General features: G+C 36.6%; 20 protein-coding genes. 15 read left to right on the forward strand and 5 right to left on the reverse strand.

The annotated features are described in order from the left end of the window. The first annotated feature begins 2 nt into the window (after nt 1-2). The 3 genes from ACSBPO_RS04070 (at nt 3) to ACSBPO_RS04080 (ending at nt 2828) form a co-directional block, all read left to right on the forward strand. On the forward strand, nt 3-293 hold the full coding sequence (locus ACSBPO_RS04070) for a hypothetical protein (RefSeq protein WP_442598802.1): 291 nt from the start codon (nt 3-5) through the stop codon (nt 291-293). Between the two features lie 113 nt (nt 294-406). Next, the gene (locus ACSBPO_RS04075) at nt 407-601 is read left to right on the forward strand and encodes a hypothetical protein (protein ID WP_442598803.1); all 195 of its coding nucleotides are present in this window, start codon (nt 407-409) and stop codon (nt 599-601) included. Nucleotides 602-872: 271 nt separating this feature from the next. Next, on the forward strand, nt 873-2828 hold the full coding sequence (locus ACSBPO_RS04080; RefSeq protein WP_442598804.1) for an LTA synthase family protein: 1956 nt from the start codon (nt 873-875) through the stop codon (nt 2826-2828). Between the two features lie 217 nt (nt 2829-3045). Here ACSBPO_RS04080 and ACSBPO_RS04085 read toward each other — a convergent pair whose 3' ends face one another. Beyond that, nucleotides 3046-3303: a DUF2533 family protein gene (locus ACSBPO_RS04085; RefSeq protein WP_442598805.1), complete on the reverse strand. Its 258-nt coding sequence runs from the start codon at nt 3301-3303 to the stop codon at nt 3046-3048. 70 nt (nt 3304-3373) lie between these two features. Next, nucleotides 3374-3664 carry a hypothetical protein gene (locus tag ACSBPO_RS04090; protein WP_442598806.1) on the reverse strand — a complete coding sequence of 97 codons (291 nt, stop codon included), beginning with the start codon at nt 3662-3664 and terminating at the stop codon, nt 3374-3376. 93 nt (nt 3665-3757) lie between these two features. Here ACSBPO_RS04090 and ACSBPO_RS04095 point away from each other — a divergent pair, with 93 nt between their 5' ends. From ACSBPO_RS04095 to ACSBPO_RS04105, 3 genes are all read left to right on the forward strand, one after another. Beyond that, nucleotides 3758-4243, forward strand: a complete 486-nt coding sequence (locus ACSBPO_RS04095; protein WP_442598807.1) for a hypothetical protein — start codon at nt 3758-3760, stop codon at nt 4241-4243. Beyond that, the gene (locus ACSBPO_RS04100) at nt 4227-4739 is read left to right on the forward strand and encodes a hypothetical protein (protein WP_442598808.1); all 513 of its coding nucleotides are present in this window, start codon (nt 4227-4229) and stop codon (nt 4737-4739) included. The genes ACSBPO_RS04095 and ACSBPO_RS04100 overlap by 17 nt, the downstream gene beginning before the upstream one ends. Before the next feature lie 134 nt (nt 4740-4873). Further along, nucleotides 4874-5413 (forward strand): cysteine hydrolase family protein, encoded by a 540-nt coding sequence (locus tag ACSBPO_RS04105; RefSeq protein ID WP_442598809.1) that lies wholly within the window; start codon nt 4874-4876, stop codon nt 5411-5413. A 54-nt stretch (nt 5414-5467) separates the two neighbouring features. Here ACSBPO_RS04105 and ACSBPO_RS04110 read toward each other — a convergent pair whose 3' ends face one another. Further along, on the reverse strand, nt 5468-7252 hold the full coding sequence (locus ACSBPO_RS04110; RefSeq protein WP_442598810.1) for a M3 family oligoendopeptidase: 1785 nt from the start codon (nt 7250-7252) through the stop codon (nt 5468-5470). Nucleotides 7253-7407: 155 nt separating this feature from the next. After that, entirely contained in the window at nt 7408-7545 is a 138-nt protein-coding gene (locus ACSBPO_RS04115) for a hypothetical protein (protein WP_442598811.1), read from the reverse strand. Between the two features lie 117 nt (nt 7546-7662). Between ACSBPO_RS04115 and ACSBPO_RS04120 the strand changes: the two genes are divergently transcribed. The 6 genes from ACSBPO_RS04120 to ACSBPO_RS04145 all read left to right on the forward strand — a co-directional run bounded on the left by ACSBPO_RS04120 (nt 7663) and on the right by ACSBPO_RS04145 (nt 11870). Then, the gene (locus ACSBPO_RS04120) at nt 7663-8160 is read left to right on the forward strand and encodes a GNAT family N-acetyltransferase (protein ID WP_442598812.1); all 498 of its coding nucleotides are present in this window, start codon (nt 7663-7665) and stop codon (nt 8158-8160) included. Between the two features lie 165 nt (nt 8161-8325). After that, nucleotides 8326-9045 (forward strand): YebC/PmpR family DNA-binding transcriptional regulator, encoded by a 720-nt coding sequence (locus ACSBPO_RS04125; protein ID WP_442598813.1) that lies wholly within the window; start codon nt 8326-8328, stop codon nt 9043-9045. Nucleotides 9046-9154: 109 nt separating this feature from the next. After that, nucleotides 9155-9397 (forward strand): hypothetical protein, encoded by a 243-nt coding sequence (locus ACSBPO_RS04130; protein WP_442598814.1) that lies wholly within the window; start codon nt 9155-9157, stop codon nt 9395-9397. A 146-nt stretch (nt 9398-9543) separates the two neighbouring features. After that, complete coding sequence (locus ACSBPO_RS04135; protein WP_442598815.1) at nt 9544-10434, forward strand: cation diffusion facilitator family transporter; 891 nt, start codon at nt 9544-9546, stop codon at nt 10432-10434. Nucleotides 10435-10544: 110 nt separating this feature from the next. Beyond that, complete coding sequence (locus ACSBPO_RS04140) at nt 10545-11420, forward strand: aldo/keto reductase (RefSeq protein ID WP_442598816.1); 876 nt, start codon at nt 10545-10547, stop codon at nt 11418-11420. A gap of 132 nt (nt 11421-11552) precedes the next feature. Beyond that, nucleotides 11553-11870 carry a hypothetical protein gene (locus ACSBPO_RS04145; RefSeq protein WP_442598817.1) on the forward strand — a complete coding sequence of 106 codons (318 nt, stop codon included), beginning with the start codon at nt 11553-11555 and terminating at the stop codon, nt 11868-11870. 199 nt (nt 11871-12069) lie between these two features. Here ACSBPO_RS04145 and ACSBPO_RS04150 read toward each other — a convergent pair whose 3' ends face one another. Beyond that, nucleotides 12070-12867, reverse strand: a complete 798-nt coding sequence (locus tag ACSBPO_RS04150) for a helix-turn-helix domain-containing protein (protein ID WP_442598818.1) — start codon at nt 12865-12867, stop codon at nt 12070-12072. Between the two features lie 320 nt (nt 12868-13187). Here ACSBPO_RS04150 and ACSBPO_RS04155 point away from each other — a divergent pair, with 320 nt between their 5' ends. The 3 genes from ACSBPO_RS04155 to ACSBPO_RS04165 are packed head-to-tail and all read left to right on the forward strand — an operon-like array spanning nt 13188 to nt 15975. After that, nucleotides 13188-13970 carry a sugar phosphate isomerase/epimerase family protein gene (locus ACSBPO_RS04155; RefSeq protein ID WP_442598819.1) on the forward strand — a complete coding sequence of 261 codons (783 nt, stop codon included), beginning with the start codon at nt 13188-13190 and terminating at the stop codon, nt 13968-13970. Next, on the forward strand, nt 13967-15007 hold the full coding sequence (locus ACSBPO_RS04160; protein WP_442598820.1) for a Gfo/Idh/MocA family protein: 1041 nt from the start codon (nt 13967-13969) through the stop codon (nt 15005-15007). The genes ACSBPO_RS04155 and ACSBPO_RS04160 overlap by 4 nt, the downstream gene beginning before the upstream one ends. Further along, complete coding sequence (locus ACSBPO_RS04165; protein ID WP_442598821.1) at nt 15007-15975, forward strand: sugar phosphate isomerase/epimerase family protein; 969 nt, start codon at nt 15007-15009, stop codon at nt 15973-15975. Before ACSBPO_RS04160 ends, ACSBPO_RS04165 begins: the two co-directional genes overlap by 1 nt. The last annotated feature ends 135 nt before the right edge of the window (nt 15976-16110 follow it).

A 16110-nucleotide genomic window follows, 5' to 3' on the forward strand; every position in this document is an offset into this window, starting at 1 on the left:
AAATGAAAAAATGGAAAATAAGTATCTTCACTGCTGTTTTTATGTTTGGATTTCTTTTTACAACGAATCCAACAGAAGATGATTATGATCGATTTTCTGAAAAAATATATGGGAAGCAACCTGATTCCAATCTGCCAACAGAATTAGAAAGGTTGAATTTTCTTTTCTTTTCGACTTATACCCCAGTTGTCGCCTTTGAAAACGGGGTCACCCATCTTGGGATTGCCGGGAAATTTATAAAGATATCCGAGGGACAGTTTGATTACCCATGGTTTTTAGAAATATTCAATTGATTTGGCAATGCTCGTAAAGGGCATTTTTTTTTATGAAACTTTTTAAGGATAAAAACGTCTAATATATAGGGAATAAAATAAATAGGTGGTTAATACATTAAAGGAGGGGTCATATGTGGTGGTTAATCGTTTTTATGGCGATCTTAATTGGCTTCGGGTTACTGGTTGATTGGTGGCATAAAAAGCATGGCATCACAAACTTCAACCCCGATGAAAATGCAAAGAACATTTCAACATCCGAAAGAATCTACGCCGAAACATACTTAAATAATATAAAAAATGGAAATGATAATGGAGGACCTTTTTAAAAAAGGAACGTCACTGACGGCCTTTTTTTTATGGTGAGGAGAGGACAAACTTATGTTAAAAAACAGATATTTTAGGTCTTGACATTTCCTGTAAAAGGAGTATAGTAATGTTCTTGTGAGAGACAAATTTTTAAAAATTAAATTGGACTTATTCATAAAATGTTCATATTTAACTGTTAAAATAGATGCTAGTTTAATTGGTTCAAATTTCATATTTCAATCATACTTCATTTATGCCATAATAATGTGCTATAAGGTAGGTGCAATAAAAATGAATAACTTATTAAAAAAGGGTCAAAGTATTTCTACTAAATATATTGGCTTTTTCTTTTTGACGGTATTCTTCCTTTGGATGAAAACATACATTGCTCAGTTAACGCAATTTGACTTAGGAATTGAAAATACTTTACAGAAGTTTCTTTTATTTATTAATCCATTAGGGTCGGCTATTCTATTCTTAGGATTTGCTTCCCTCTTTAAAGGACGTAGAAAGTATATTTGGTTAATGATTATCGACTTCGTATTATCATTCCTTTTATATGCCAATATTTTATATTACCGTTTCTTTAATGATTTTATTACATTGCCAACATTAACACAGACTCAAAACTTTGGTGATGTAAGTACAAGTGTAACGTCTCTTTTAAAACCATATGATTTCTTATTTTTCCTTGATAATATTGTTTTAATATTATTACTTGCTTTCCGTTCTGTGAAAATTGAAGTGAAAAATATGACTCGCAGGAAAGTAGCGGCATTATTTTTAATCGCCTTAGCGATCTCAAGTGCCAATATTTCTTTAGCCGAAACAGACCGGCCTCAATTATTAACAAGAGGGTTTGATCGTAATTATATTGTGAAATATTTAGGTATGTATAATTACACGATTTATGATGCGGTTCAAAGTACAAAAGCATCTGCTCAAAGAGTTATGGCAGATAGCAGCGATATTACAGAAGTTATTAACTTTACAAAGTCAAATTATGCAACTCCAAATCCAGCGTACTTTGGTGCTGGAAAAGGAATGAATGTCATTTATCTACACCTTGAATCGATGCAAAACTTCCTCATTAACTACAAGTTAAATGGAGAAGAAGTAACGCCATTCCTAAATTCATTAGTAAATGAAAAGCATACGTTTTACTTTGATAATTTCTACCATCAAACAGCACAAGGGAAAACATCTGATGCTGAATTTATGTTAGAAAACTCATTATTTGGTTTACCGCAAGGTTCAGCCTTTACTACTAAAGGGATGAACACTTACCAAGCTGCACCTGGTATTTTAGGTCAACATGGTTATTCATCTGCTGTATTCCATGGTAACTCTGGAAGCTTCTGGAATCGTAATGAGATTTATAAGTCATTTGGATATAATCATTTCTTTGATTCAAACTATTATCAAATGGACGAAGAAGCTATGGTTGAATACGGACTTAAGGACAAGCCGTTCTATGAGGAATCCATTCCATTATTGGAATCATTACCTCAGCCATTCTATACAAAATTTATTACCGTATCTAACCATTTCCCTTATCCGATAGAAGAGGAAGATGCGACAATAGCGCCAAATACAACGGGTGATAAATCTGTTGATACGTACTTCCAAACAGCACGATATGCAGATGAAGCTTTAAAGCAATTCTTTGATTATCTAAAAGCATCAGGTTTATATGATAAGTCCATTATTATTATGTACGGAGACCACTACGGTATCTCAGAAAATCATAATAAAGCAATGGAACAAGTTATTGGCAAAGAAATTACACCTTTTGAAACAGCTGGATTACAACGTGTACCATTGTTCATTCGAGTGCCTGGTGTAGACGGTGGAGTCAACCACGAATACGGTGGTCAAGTGGATATTTTACCAACGCTTCTTCACTTACTAGGTTTGGATACAAAAGATTATGTTCAATTTGGAACGGATCTATTATCGAAACAACATGATGATCTTGTTGCTTTTAGAAATGGTGATTATGTAAGTCCTACTATCACTTACGCAAAGGGTAATTTCTATGATTCAAAAACTGGCTTGTTGTTAGATGAGAATCGATTGGAAGAAGCCCATAAGCTACAAAAGAGTGTCGAGCAAAAATTATTTTACTCTGACAAAGTGGTAAATGGTGACTTATTACGTTTCTATACACCAGAAGGATTTAAGCCGATTGATCGAACACTATATGATTACAATAAAGAATCACAAGAAAACGAACCAAACAATTAAACTAAAATCCAAAAAGGCTGTCTAAGGAGGAATTCATAGATAGCCTTTTTTTATGAAAATTTTCACCTCTGTTGAGGTTTTTCAACTGTATTTTGAAATTTATCAACCAAATTCGACTATTTATCAACCGTAAACAAGCATTTATCAACCAAATTTCCTATTTATCAACTTTTACCCCTATCACACAAAAAAAGAGAGCTAAACTTCAATAAAGAAGTTAGCTCTCTTTTCTTTTTACAAACTCCTCAACCATTTCAACTGTTACAAATTTTCTTTCTGGGACGAAACGCAGGTTGATTTGATTCATTATGTTAGTCACTTGATTTATCTTATCCGTTGAAAAAGGTTTGCCTTGCTTACATAGTGAGACAGCCTCTTCTATATATTGTTCTCGTTTTTGATCAAGAGCTAAAAACTCTTTAAACGTTTCATTTTGTTTTGATGCATGTTCGGCTAAATCTTTATGTACACTCATCCTTGTCACCTCTCCAATATGTCACTTTCGTCATTATATCACAAACAAGGAAAACGCAAGAGAATCCCATTTATTTCAATAGTTGTTTTCCTAGGTATTGTTTAAATTTTTCTTGAGCATGGCTATTTTTCATTAGCCTCTCGACTCGAAAGGGACTTTCTAGATACTTTCGAATTTTATAGTTTGTATAAAATAATCTTCTGAACTTCTCGTCTTCGTATAGAAGAAGAAACCATGAGTATTGCTTTAATTCATTAATATGACGATCAACCATTCTGGTATCTAAACTTCTATATTCAAAGAGCGGAGAAAAAATCAAGGTTAAGAATAATTCAAATAAATAGATGAATTTTTTTTTCATTCTAACCCTCCCAATAAAATTATAGGCATTTTTTCATATAACAAGGAGAAAATATAGACATTACTCCTATTAGGAGAATAAGGAGAATAAAATATGGCTTTACCCTTATCGATTATTTTAGTGGTTGTGATTTCATATATCGCTTTTTTTATGAAAAAAAGTATGTCATTTTTACAAAACTCCATTTTATTTATGCTGATGGAGATTTCCACTAGAAACTATATAAGCATCATGTCATTGGTACTAAAGAAAATAAAAACCACGGATAATGAGGTCCTATTTATATTTTTACTAATCCACAGAGAAATTATCATTCCTTTATTAGTACTCATATTTTGCAATCTTTATTTGCTTTCTGATGGTTGGGTAAAAAAAGTGAGCGCTTTTATCCTCATATTAAGCACTTTACAGGTGATGGACGTTCTATCCGTATATTTTAAAGTAGAAAAGTTCCTCCGATGGAATATGATAAGTGATTTATTTATTAACATTGCTTACCTTTTAATTGGATTACTAATAAGCAAACTATTGCTATTACTTTCAAAACGGGAAGGAACCAAACATGAACGTAGTCTATGAAAGATCCTTTGATGCAAATGAATGGATGGTTATTATCAGTCTTATTGTCTTAGCCATTGCCATCTGGATCATGCCCAAAATTTTTACGTTATTAGAAGGAATTGCCCATTTTATATTTGGTTTTCTAATTGGTATGTTTTATGATCATACGATAAGTGTGGAGCCTTGGGACTATTACGATGTGAACGATAGCTCCGCCTATCAGTTTATGGACTTTTTAAGCTATGTCATGTATGGACCGTATGGTTACTTTTTTATCTATTTCTATAAAAAACTAAATGTCAAAGGATTTGGGCATCTTCCTTATGTATTAATCTGGAGCACTTTTTCGCTTCTTATGGAATGGATTGGTCATAAACTAGGATTATTCCATTACGAAAAAGGGTATAAAATGCATTGGTCTATCCCTATTTATCTTTTAGCCCAAACGCTCCAAATCATTTACTATCACGTCATTATGAAAACATCCACCAATGCGCAAAGGACCCTTAGTTAAGGGTCTATTTTTTTTCTAAAAAATAATCCTTTAAAAAGTTTCATTTTTAAAGTAAATCCAATGAAAGGCTTTGGAAATAATGTTAATTTTTTCCGAAAGTAGATTTATAATTTTGGAATAAAGGGGGGCTTATAATGAATCAATTACCAAGAAATACGGCTCTAATTATTGTAGATGTACAAAAGTTTTTTGAAAATCCTAGATGGGGGAAACGAAATAATCCACATGCGGAAGATAATATTGAACGGTTATTAAAAAAATGGAGAGAGACCGAGCGACCTATTTACCATATTCAGCATGTGGAAGGTGATTTTACCCCTGAAAGGGAGTTTAAAGACTTTATTGTTCCTTTAGAAGGGGAGTTAATCATTCGCAAAAGTGTAAATAGTTCCTTTATCGGGACGAATCTTGAAAGTAGTTTAAGAGAACGTAACATTGATACATTGGTGATTGTGGGTCTTACGACGAATCATTGTGTAGAAACGACAACTAGAATGGCTGGCAACCTTGGTTTTCATACTTTTCTAGTGACCGATGCGACGGCAACCTTTGACCGTAAAGGACCAGATGGAAAAGTCTATGAAGCGGATGAGATTCATAATATGACAATGGTGAATTTAAGCGAGGAGTTTGCTACCATCGTAACGACGGATCAGGTATTAAATTTCTCATAGTCCCGTATAACAACCAAAAAAGCTTCTTAGAAAGAAGCTTTTTTGTTGTTATACCTATTTTGAAGTTAGTGTTAAAAATTCCTCTGCATCCTTCACGGATAAGGCGATACCTTTTTCCCAGAAGGCTTCTTGCGTGATATCCTCACCTAAATGCTTCATCGCAAGATCCTCTGCTGACATGACAGCGGTGTCACGTAACATGGCCATATATTTTTCTTCAAAGCCTTCTCCTTCCTCTAATGCTTTTGCATAAATGCTCAATGAGAACAAATAGCCAAAGGTATATGGGAAGTTGTAGAAAGGAACATAGGTAATGTAAAAATGCAAGGTGGATGCCCAAGCATGTGGGTCAAACTCATCTAATACACCGACATAGGCTTCCTTTTGAGCTTCATGCATTAATTCATTTAAACGAGAAGCGGAAACAATGCCGTTCTTTCTTTCTTCATAAAAACGCGTTTCAAATAAGAAGCGAGCATGAATATTCATGTAGAACATCATACTGCGTTTCACTTTTTCTTCGAGTAAGTAGATTTTTTCTGCATCTGAAGTGGTTTCCTTCACAGCCGCATCAAAAACAATCATTTCTGCAAATGTGGAAGCTGTTTCGGCAACATTCATCGCATACTGTCTATTTAACCCGTGTACAGATTTCATAGCATGGGAGTGGAAGGCATGACCTAATTCATGAGCTAGTGTTGCCATATTGCCAATCGTTCCACTATACGTCATGAAAATACGGGATTGTTCTGATTTTGGTAAACCAGTACAGAAACCACCCACTCTTTTATTTGGACGATCTTCAGCCTCAATCCAGCCTTCCTCAAACGCTTTTCGTGAAAAGCTTTCTAATTCAGGTCCAAATTGGCCAAAATGCTTTAAGATAAATTCAGCCGCATCCTGATACTCCAATTTTTGTGTGCTGCTCGATACAGGTGCTTGCAGGTCATGCCATTCAAGCTTTTCTTTTCCTAGTAATGTAGCTTTCTGTTTTAAATAATCAACAAATGGTTGCTTATGCTTGCTGATAGCGCCCCACATGGCATCCAACGTTTCTTGCTTCATTCGGTTATAGGCAAGTGGTTCCTGTAACACATCATTCCATCCGCGTTTTTTGTAAACGTTTAAGCGGAATCCAGCAAGATGATTAAGAATCTTCGCTAATAAATCCTCTTTTTCGGTCCAGGCTTTTTCTAATGCTTGATAAGCTTCTTTTCGGATATTTTCATCAGAATTGGATTTTAAGTTATTTGCTTGACCAACGGATAATGCTTTATCTCCAATATGTATCTTCATTTCACCGACAACAGAGTTGTATAAATTGCCCCAAGCTTCATAGCCATCTGCTGTCAAAGCTGTAATAAGACTTTCTTCTTCTTCAGAAAGCTTTTGTTTTGCTTGTTCACGCCATTCGTTTAAAACAAACGTAAATGGATGAAGAGATTCCATTTCAAGCAGACTTTGCCATACTGAATCCTCTGTATTTGTAAGCGTTTTTTGTACTTTTTGCATAGCGGTAGTAAGTTGGGCTTGGATACCAGATACTTCAGCTTGAAGAACAGAAGCTTTTTTATCTGTCGTATTTTGAGCCAATAAGCATCCAATAAAGGATCTAGCTTGACCAATATCGGTGCGAATCTTTGTGATTTCCTCAAGCAACTCAGCGATTTCACCCGCAGCAGCCACTGATTCCGGTACCTTAAATTGCTGTGCTTTTTCTTCAAAGCTTGTTAATTGTGGGGCAATAAGATTTAAATGTTCCCGTAATTGTGGAGAATCACTACCTCCTGGGAAAAATACATCCAAGTCCCAAACTTCAGGATATTTCACCTTTGTCACCATAATCTCCCCTTTTATATCTTTCTAAAATTTCTGAAAAAACTATATTTAGTATAGCATAACTTAGGGGATTTTTTTACCATTTTATTTCGACACGCTAAATATTTTCGAAACAAAAAACATCAATTTTTTAAATTGCTGTTGCGATAAGATATTCACTCATTGTTGTGCTTCATTTGTTGATTATTTAGATCATCCTGTTCAGAATAAATAAGATCTGAGATGGAATATTCATTATTGATCGGGCTGCTGTTTTTAATTTCTTCATCTTTTGAAGAGCTTTGCTTTTTCATATGATTCACCTCCTAACAGTAGGATGTCCTAAATTGTAGAGGTAATAAATCAATATTTACAAACAATTTGTAAATCCATTATTGTATGGGTAGAGATCCAGAATAGGGGGAGATAAGATGGAAGTTCGAGTTCTCGATTCTAATGATGCAGAGCAATATAGAAAAATTAGATTGGAAGGGTTACAAACTAATCCAGACAGCTTTAGTTCCAGTTATGAGGAGGAAAAGGATTATTTGTTAGAAAGATATAAAGGCCGATTAAACGGCGTGGAATCCTTAACGTTTGGTGCGTTTTTTCAGCAGGAGTTAGTGGGAGTGGTGACGTTAATTTTTGAAACGAAAAACAAGCTAAAACACAGAGCAAATATTGCGGCGATGTACGTAAACCCTCATAACCGCATGAGAGGGATTGGGAAAGCTTTGATGGTGGCAGCTATAAACAAAGCTAAAACCCTGGAACATATTGAACAGATTTATTTAGGTGTGATCGCATCCAATGAACCTGCGAAAAAACTTTATCAATCACTAGGCTTTGAGACTTACGGTATAGATAAGAAAGCCATTAAAATAGATGATACGTATTTTGATGATGAACTTATGGTGTTGGTTGTTTAACTATTTGTTTTAACAAATAGCAAATTTGCGTTATAATATAACAGGCCGAATGCATTTTAAACGCATCTCGAACTTATTTTTCATATTTTGAAAAAGTGTTGTAAAAGCAGCGCTTATAAATACATCAAGGGATGTAGAATAGAAGTCGAAAGAGAGTGGAACGAAATGGGTCGTAAGTGGAATAATATTAAAGAAAAAAAAGCATCAAAGGATGCAAATACTAGCCGTATTTATGCAAAATTTGGTGTAGAAATTTTTGTTGCAGCAAAATCTGGTGATCCAAATCCAGAGTCGAACCAAGCGTTAAAGTTTGTGTTAGAACGTGCTAAAACATACAATGTGCCAAAACACATCATTGACCGTGCGATTGACAAAGCAAAAGGCGGTTCAGATGAAACGTACTCTGAACTTCGTTATGAAGGCTTTGGACCAAATGGCTCTATGGTCATCGTAGATGCATTAACCAATAACGTGAATCGTACAGCATCAGATGTACGTGCAGCATTTGGCAAAAACGGCGGAAACATGGGTGTAAGTGGTTCTGTAGCCTACATGTTTGATGCAACAGCTGTCATTGGGATGGAAGGCAAATCAGCTGATGAAGTTCTTGAACTATTAATGGAAGCAGACGTAGAGGTGCGTGACATTTTAGAAGAAGACGAATCAGTGATTGTTTATGCAGAACCAGACCAATTCCATGCTGTACAAGAAGCATTCAAAAATGCAGGAATTACAGAATTCACTGTAGCCGAATTAACGATGCTTGCACAAAACGAGATTACACTTCCAGAAGATGCTCAAGCAAAATTCGAAAAGTTAATTGATGCATTAGAAGATTTAGATGATGTTCAACAAGTATATCATAATGTTGATTTAGGTGAATAATAGATAAAAACAGACTTCTTAAAAAAGAGGTCTGTTTTTTTTACGGATGACAGCCAACTGTTTAGGATAAAATAGTGAACGTTACGATGAATACCTAGGAGGTGCTTTTATGTCAGAACTAGAGCCTTTGGAATATGAGATTGGAACGTCCATTCGTGACTATGACATTATTGATATCACATCAACAGCAGAAGGGTATGAAGTATTGCTTGATATTAATCTAGATAGCGGTTATTCCCTAACTAAAACAAAGCTGCAAATTTCACATGAGGATTTAGTGGCGTATGAAACAAATGAAATCGAAGAGGGAATAAAATATGCATTAGGATTCTTTGATGAAAAATTGGACTAGTTTCCTTAAGGCAAAACTTTTTCCCGTCTATTAATAGTATAGGTTAATGAAAAAAGGTTGCTGTAGACCCACACAGTATTTAATTGTTACGATGTTTTAGGGATGAAAAGAAGGACAAATCTATTTTATTTTTTGAGGAGAAGATTATGGGGGAAAGGGAAAATATAGCGAAAAAAGTCGCTTGGATAAGTGTTTGGATTAATATTATTTTAACAATAGGAAAAATGGTTATTGGTTGGATCGGGCACAGTGATTCCGTGTTTGCAGATGGTATTCACTCCGCAGCAGACGTCTTTGCTTCTATCATCGTTCTTTTGGTCATTAGAATAGCCAATAAACCTGCCGATAAGGAACATCCATATGGCCATGGTAAAGCAGAAGTCATTGTATCAGGAATTGTTGGAATCCTCCTGCTGCTAGTTTCCATATATGTCGTGGTGGAAGGAATCCTTGGATTATTCCATCCAATTACTACTCCAAATATTTTAGCCATGTGGGTGGCGATCGCTTCTTATGCGATTAAGGAGTATTTATACCGATATTCTTTACGAGTGGCCAAAAGTCATAACAGTAAGGCCATTGAAGCAATAGCTTTAGACCACAAAGCAGATATAGTAGCTTCGATTGCAGCTGCCATTGGGGTTGCTTTATCCATTTTGGGAGATAAATTCGATATTACTTTCCTTATGTACGGGGATAAAGTGGCGAGTATTTTTGTTGCCTATCTTATTTTTAAAATAGCCAAGGAAATGTTGGGCGAAGCCTTTGATATCCTCCTTGAACGGAATATTGACCCTGAGACACTTGACGAATATATCGGTCTGATTTCATCGTTTACGGAGGTAAAAAGAATTGACCGAATACGAGCCAGGGAGCATGGTCATTACATATTAATGGACCTTCGAATTTCAATCGATCATCAGAAGACAATTAAAGAGGGGCACGACCTTTCAAAGGAAATTAAACTAACCCTTATGGATAAATATGACAATATACAAGAAGTGCTTATTCATTTAAATCCATACTTTCCAGAATAGAGAAGACGACATGTATCGTCTTCTTTATTTTTTCACCTGGAACAGGCTTGACAATCAGGAATCAGGAGCAGCACACTATGGGTGTAGAGATTGAAAGGTGGTCTGAAATAATGAGAGAATTTGGCCAAACAGGTTTAAAGGTGTCTGTACTTGGTTTTGGTGCAGGTCATATCGGAGATTCTAAGATGGATGATAGCTCTGCTGAAACTTTATTAAATGAAGTTTTAGATGCTGGGATTACACTTATTGATACAGCACGTGGCTACGGACTTTCAGAAGAACGTATAGGCAAGTTTTTATCCAAAAGAAGACAAGAATTTGTTCTATCCACAAAAGTAGGATATAGTGTTCCTGGATTTGAGGACTGGACCTATGATTGTATTATGGCTGGCGTAGATTTAGCACTAAAAACAATGAAAACGGATTATATTGATATTGTTCATCTTCATTCCTGTCCTTTAGAAACGTTACAAAAAGGGGAAGTAGTAGAAGCTCTTCAAGAAACGGTTAAGACAGGAAAAGTGAGAGTCGCTGCTTATTCTGGAGAGAATGAAGCATTAGAATATGCCATATCCACTGGGGCCTTTGGCAGCATTCAAACCTCTATCAATATCTGTGACCAGCGTGTTATAGATAATGGATTGGCTCAAGCAAACACAAAATCAATGGGGGTCATTGCAAAACGCCCCATTGCCAATGCACCATGGAGATTCAATGAACGTCCAGTGGGACATTATTCCGAGGTATATTGGGAAAGATTGCAGAAGATGAATTTGAATCCACATGGTATCGATTTGGGAGAACTGGCATTAAGATTTACCGCATATTTAGATGGGGTAAGCAGCTGTATCGTAGGAACAGGTAATCTTGAACACCTAAAACATAACGTGAAGCTTGTTGAAAAGGGCCCACTTCCAGTTGATATGGTTAATGAAATAAGAGCAGCGTTTAAACGTCATGATGACAATTGGATTGGACAAGTTTAACGTATTTTGGGATGAGATTTGATTATTTAAATGAACTTTTTTCGTTTTAGATACCCATTTTTCAATTTTTTGAGTGAGATCCGATCCTGTTTTTGAAAAATGCTTTGATTATAGCTCGGCAGTTAGGAGGATATGCTCGACTTTCGGGGAGATATGCTCGACTTTCAAGAGGATATGCTCGACTTTCAAGAGGATATGCTCGAGTTTCACAAAGATATGCTCGACTTTCAAGAGGATATGCTCGACTTTCAGAGAGATATGCTCGACTTTCAGAGAGATATGCTCGACTTTCACAAAGATATGCTCGACTTTCAGAGAGATATGCTCGACTTTCACAAAGATATGCTCGACTTTCAAGAGGATATGCTCGACTTTCACAAAGATATGCTCGACTTTCAGAGAAGTATGCTGACCTCTGATGTATATGCTCAACTTATTGACAGAGATTAACAAGCTTTTTAAATAAGACAAACTCAAAAGCCGATGAATCCCCATCGACTTTTGTTTTTTACCAATAAATAATTCACTTATCAACCGCTTTTAGAAATTTATCAACCGGAATCCCCATTTATCAACCGCAACTCCGACTTTATCAACCGCATTTTACATTTATCAACTCCCAACCCCCAACCCCTAATCCCAATCACCCCTACTCCTGCCTCCGATATGCCCCGGGCGCGATCCCATATTTCTTATGAAACACTCGATGAAAATAAGGATAAGCACCAAATCCACAGTCCTCGGCAATTTGCTCTAGTGTCATAGAGGTATATTTCATACGCTCCACAGCAACAGATAAACGAATATCCAGTGCATATTGAATCATCGTTTTTCCGACACTGCTTTTAAATAAATGAACAGACCTTGAGACACTTAGACCGACATGACGAGCCACATCGTCCACTTTAAATGCAGTGGTCGCATGCTCTTCAATATAGCGCATCATCCGTGTAACAGCATATGGCCGATTAAACGATGGAGCAGTTTCGTTCACTGCCCGTTCAAGAGAAAGACAAAGAGCTTTCATTAAATAGCTTGATAGTTCATTATGTTCTTCAGCGGCAGGACGGCGCTCTTCGATCATGAGATGCCGCCATAATGATATCAACTTTTCATCAAGGTCAATTCTCGATATGGTAGGTTTACTAGAACGATTCCACCACTCATCCACCCACGAGCCTTCGCAGACTAAGTGATAATCCCCACTCATTACCATAGGCTCTTTGGAAACCTTTTGCGTTTCTTCAATGAGCAATTCATAATGATCTCCTGGTTTAATCAGCAATAAATCTCCCTTTTCAATTTCTAATTTTTTTCCTTTAACAATCGCATCACAGAAGCCTTCTGTTTGTAAACGAAATAAGTAGAATGGGTAGCCGGATCTATAGTGAGAATAAAAGGGTTGTTTATGATAGGAATAACCGCAGTAGCGGATTTTAATCGTCATTTTTTTTCACATCCAAAATATGAAAATAGCAAAATAGTGTATATAACAATTATATCATCTATGTTCATGAAAACAGACATCGTGTAAGCTGAAAAGCAAATAGGTAATGTTTTAGAAAGGCTCTTTTCTAAAACTTTGTTGCTTTTCTAATTTATTTTAAGGGATTTCTCAGTGTAGAATGATAAAACTCATATAACAATTAAGAAAAGAGCTGCTCACTTTTTAAGAAAAGATGTAAAAATCCGGCTTTTGGGATTTTTACCAAAACTACAATTTATACGAACATAGCCTTTTGAAAATAAGGGAGAAGAGGGTGAACGATGAAAAAAATTCCCATAGCGGTACAAATGTATACTTTGCGTGAGGAAAGCGAAAAGGATTTTCCTGGTACATTGAAAAAAGTGTCCGAGCTTGGCTTTGATGGGGTTGAGTTTGCCGGATATGGTGGATTACCTCCAAAAGAAGTTAAATTCATTTTGGATAAATTGGGATTAAAGGCAGCTGGTAGTCATGTCCCCCTTGAGGATTTAGAAAATAACTTAGAGCAGGTTATTCAAGATCAGAAGACTCTTGGCAGTAAATATATCGTTTGTCCTTATATTTCTGAAAATCGGAGAAGTGAGGCTGACTACCAAAAACTCATATCACTATTAGAAAAAATAGGTCAGAGATGCCGTCAGGAAGACATTACATTACTTTACCATAATCATGATTTTGAATTAACTCGTTTATCCGATGGCAGGATGGCGCTTGAAGCCATTTTTGATGACACTTCTCCGGAAAATCTCAAAACCGAGTTAGACGTTTATTGGTTAACAAAATCAGGTGAAAATCCGATTGAATGGATCAACCGTTATAAAAATCGAACCCCCATTATCCATCTAAAAGATATGACTCAAGACGAAGAACAATTTTTCGCAGAGCTTGGAACAGGTGGCGTTGATATTGAAAGTATTCTTCACTTAGGGGAATCGGCTAGTGTTGAATGGTGGGTTGTTGAACAGGACCAAAGTAGCCTTACACCATTTAAAAGTATTGAAATCAGCATGAACTATTTAAAAACATTGATGAATAATGAATATATTGGAGGAAAAAGACAATGACAAAATTAAAAGTAGCCGTTATTGGATGTGGAAGCATTGCTAAACATCGACATTTACCAGAATATCATCTTCATAATAAAGTAGAGATTGTTGCTGTATGCGATATCGTGGCTGAAAGAGCCGAAGCAATGGCAGCGCAATACGGTGCCCAGGCATTTACGGATTATCAAGAAGCTATCAATCTAGAAGAAGTAGATGCCGTTAGTGTTTGCTTGCCAAACTACTTACATGCGCCAGTTTCGATTGCGTCATTAAACGCAGGTAAGCATGTTCTTTGCGAAAAACCAATGGCAACCTCTAAAGAAGAAGCAGAAGCGATGATTGCCGCTGCAAAAGCGAATGGGAAAAAGTTAATGATTGCTCATAACCAGCGTTTTGTTGCATCGCATCGTAAAGCAAAAGAAATCATCGAAAGTGGCAAGCTTGGAAAGGTTTATAGCTTTAAGACAACATTCGGTCATCCTGGTCCTGAGAGCTGGAGTGTAGACGGCGCAGGAAGCTGGTTCTTCAATAAAGAAAAAGCCTTCATCGGTGCGATGGGAGACCTTGGTGTTCATAAGGCGGACTTAATGCGTTATTTATTAGGGGAATTTTCCGAGGTTGGGGCATTTATTGAAACTAATGCGAAGCAAAATACAGAAGTGGATGACAATGCCGTTTGTATTTTACGTACAGAAAGCGGTATTATCGGCACACTAACAGCAAGCTGGGCGTATGTTGCAGGTGGCGATAATTCCACGGTAATATATGGTGAGAAGGGTATCCTTCGACTTGAAGCCGATCCGGTTTATTCTTTAATTGAAGAATATCGTGACGGCAGTGTGGTAAACCATAAGTTAGATAAAATTCAAACGAATGATGAAGGCGGCCAAACCACTTCACATGTAATCAATCACTTTGTGGAAAGCATCTTGGAAAATAAAGAACCTCTTATTACTGGTGAAGAAGGAATGAAATCACTGGAAATAATTTTAGCAGCGCTTGAATCTCAAGAAACGAAACAAATTATCTCTTTCAAAAAGGAAGTGCTAGCGTAATGAAGTTAGGCGTATTTACAGTATTATTTGCTAATAAAACATTTGAAGAAATGCTTGATCATGTAAAAGCATCTGGACTAGACGCAGTTGAAATTGGAACTGGTTGCTATCCTGGAAATGCACATTGTCCACTGGATGAGCTTTTAGAAGATGAACAAAAAAGAAACGCATATTTAAACGCAGTTACAAGCCGTGGTTTAACCATTAGCGCTTTTAGCTGCCATGGAAACCCGCTTACACCTGACAAAGCATTTGCTGAAGAATCAGATGCAACACTAAGAAAAACCATTAAGCTTGCTTCATTATTAGGGGTACCAGTTGTCAATGCATTCTCAGGTACTGCGGGAGATAGTGAGGACGCAAAACAACCGAACTGGCCAGTTGTTCCTTGGCCTATGGAATATGCTGATGTGTTAACTTGGCAATGGGAAAACAAATTGATTCCATACTGGAAAGAAATCGGTGAACTTGCCCAGCAGCACAATGTGAAAATTGGTCTTGAGCTACATGGAGGATTTCTTGTTCACACACCGTATACCATGTTAAAGCTACGTGAGGCAACCTGTGAAGCAATTGGTGCCAATCTGGATCCTAGTCACATGTGGTGGCAAGGAATTGATCCGGTTGCGGCGATTAAAATATTAGGAAAAGCAGGAGCTATCCACCATTTCCATGCCAAGGATACGTATATTGACCAAGATAATGTGAATATGTACGGTTTAACTGACATGCAACCATATGGAAATGTTCAAACACGTGCTTGGACCTTCCGCAGTGTTGGTTGTGGACATAGTATGCAAGAATGGTCCGATATGATGAGTGCGCTACGTACATACGGTTACGATTACGTCGTGAGCATCGAGCATGAAGACCCGCTAATGTCTATTGAAGAAGGTTTTTCACGCGCGGTGCAAAATTTAAATGATGTCTTGATTCGCGAAACCCCAGGTAATATGTGGTGGGCATAAACTAAAAGGGAAACAGATTATCCTCGACAATAAACAGTACACCAACAAGCTCAGAGTTTATAGGACTCTGGGCTTGTCTTTTCTTGGTAGCTTATTCCGAACGGATTATATGTCCGCTAGTTTTCCTATTCACTC

Source organism: Neobacillus sp. D3-1R (assembly GCF_052180215.1).
In the GTDB taxonomy this organism is placed as follows: domain Bacteria; phylum Bacillota; class Bacilli; order Bacillales; family Cytobacillaceae; genus Pseudoneobacillus.